This is a genomic window from Bacillus sp. GMa5/1 (assembly GCF_050172015.1).
In the GTDB taxonomy this organism is placed as follows: domain Bacteria; phylum Bacillota; class Bacilli; order Bacillales; family Bacillaceae_G; genus Bacillus_A; species Bacillus_A cereus.
In genome coordinates, this window is record NZ_JBNLYC010000364.1 from 1 (window position 1) to 2,040 (window position 2,040).

Consider the following 2,040-nt stretch of genomic DNA (forward strand, 5'->3'; position numbering starts at 1 on the left):
TAGCAAGAAATTGACAATTAAAAAAATAACTTAAGGATAAACAAAATCCCTCTCATTATAAATTATAATTGCGGAGCATTTACCAACATAACAGCAAAATAAAAAACGAAAAGAATAAATCTTTCCGCTCTTAGAGTAATAAATACATTTCATATTGCGCTAAAGCATTCTTTTCAAATCCACATTTCTTAAAAAAACCCTCTAATAAATTATTGTTAGGAAACCCAATTGATAAACTTGATAAATTTAATTCTTCTCTTGCTACTTGTAATAATTTCATCCCAACACCAATATTTCTATAACCTTTGTCTACGAAAATAAAACTAATTTTACCTTGTTCAGTTACGCATAGAGAGCCTTTTAAGTCATTATCAACATATGCACCATAAAATACATTATTTGTTTTTTTGATATAATCAATATCATTTTGCCAATTTATATGGAAGTTTAACCATTTCTGAATTTCATCTTTAAAAGTTGGAAATTCTAATTGTTTTACTTCAATATCCTTACAAACTTTATTCTTTATTTTAGTCAAATCATTTAAATTATAATAAGAAAGATCGTACACTTTTTCATAGCCCAACTTATTATAAAAATGAATCGCTCGGTCGTTTCCTACAATGACTTCGAGAAAAAGTTGCTTACATCCATGTTGAATCGCCTCTTCTTTATGCAGTTCAAATAATTTTTGACTCACACCAATACCGCGGTAATTAGGATGAACCGCTAATGTTCCGCAGCGCATAGTCTTTATACTTTCATAATCCTTTATGCCACCTAGTATTACGCCAACTGATTTGCCTTCTTCTAAAGCAAGAAAAGAATGTTCTAGCAAATTACCTTCTGGTCCCAAAAAACGTTGTATAAAATCCTCTTTTGAAACATCCATCTTAATAATGTAATCTGAAAATCCATCTTTAAAAGCTTCATATACTAAATCAATATTTACTTCACTACACCTTTTATATTGAATCATATAAAATTGCCCTCCAACTGCTTATATTAAACTCAACGTGTACCCATATAATATATTCCATCTATTATAAATTTCAGCTCTTAATTTGAAATGAGCGGACATTTCCCTACATATAACTCACTATTGATTTGTTTTATAACAAACTATCTATTATTTACTACATTAACCTCATAAACACGTAAAAAAGCAATTAAATGCTCACATGCTCTTTCACATGCTAGCATTTTAAAGATTTTTTGTTCTTCTTTCGTTTTATCATTTGCTTGATCTGAAGCAGCTTTTAAACAGAGAAATGGTTTTTTATTTATTTGGCATACATAGGCGAAAGCTGCTACTTCTTGATCAACTGCCAATGCTCCATATACGGTATGGAGTAAATATCTCATTTCTGAACTACGAATACGTTGATCTCCTGATAAAAATGTACCGAAATGTATCGGATCATACGATCGTATTTTTTTTATTCTTCTTACAAGTGATTTTGTTGTTTCAATAGGTGCTGTTCTACCGTTATATAAATTAAAAACATCTTCTCCTGAACCAGCAGCAGTAACATCATGTTGTATTGCGTTTAGTGCGACTACAATATGACCGTTTTTCACCTTGTTTGATAAACTTCCGCATATTCCTGTCATAAACAACTCATCTGGCTGAAACTCACTAATTAACAATTGTACACAACTAGCGCAGCTTACTTTACCGACACCAGTAACAACTGATATAATTTCCAGCTCATTAATAGTATGAAAATGAAATTCCCAAGCTGCTCTTTTTTCAACACGTTCACTTGGATAATGTTGATGCAAATACGTCAGTTCTGGTTCCCATGCAGAGACAATTGCAATACGTTTCATTACACGCTTCACTTCCCCTATTGTCATTTAAATGAGTTATCTATACTTTCTCATTCATAATCTAGAATCCATTCTTTATATTTCTTATATAAATCTCGTATTATTTCTTTATTCTTCCCAATTACTTCACTTCCTCTATCATCATACATAAACATGACAATATCTTTCGTTGCATTTATGAGAAATACATTTGGATAAGAAATTTCT

Annotated in this window: 3 protein-coding genes; all 3 read right to left on the reverse strand. The window is 30.7% G+C overall.

What is annotated here, in order from left to right; all coding sequences use genetic code 11:
• Window positions 1-130: 130 nt before the first annotated feature.
• Window positions 131-979 (reverse strand): GNAT family N-acetyltransferase, encoded by an 849-nt coding sequence (locus ACQGSG_RS28640; RefSeq protein ID WP_325842881.1) that lies wholly within the window; start codon window positions 977-979, stop codon window positions 131-133.
• A gap of 143 nt (window positions 980-1,122) precedes the next feature.
• The gene (gene mtnN, locus ACQGSG_RS28645) at window positions 1,123-1,860 is read right to left on the reverse strand and encodes a 5'-methylthioadenosine/S-adenosylhomocysteine nucleosidase (RefSeq protein ID WP_001987381.1); all 738 of its coding nucleotides are present in this window, start codon (window positions 1,858-1,860) and stop codon (window positions 1,123-1,125) included.
• A gap of 23 nt (window positions 1,861-1,883) precedes the next feature.
• The coding region (locus ACQGSG_RS28650; protein ID WP_426948691.1) for a DUF3885 domain-containing protein at window positions 1,884-2,040 on the reverse strand (157 nt) is incomplete at its 5' end.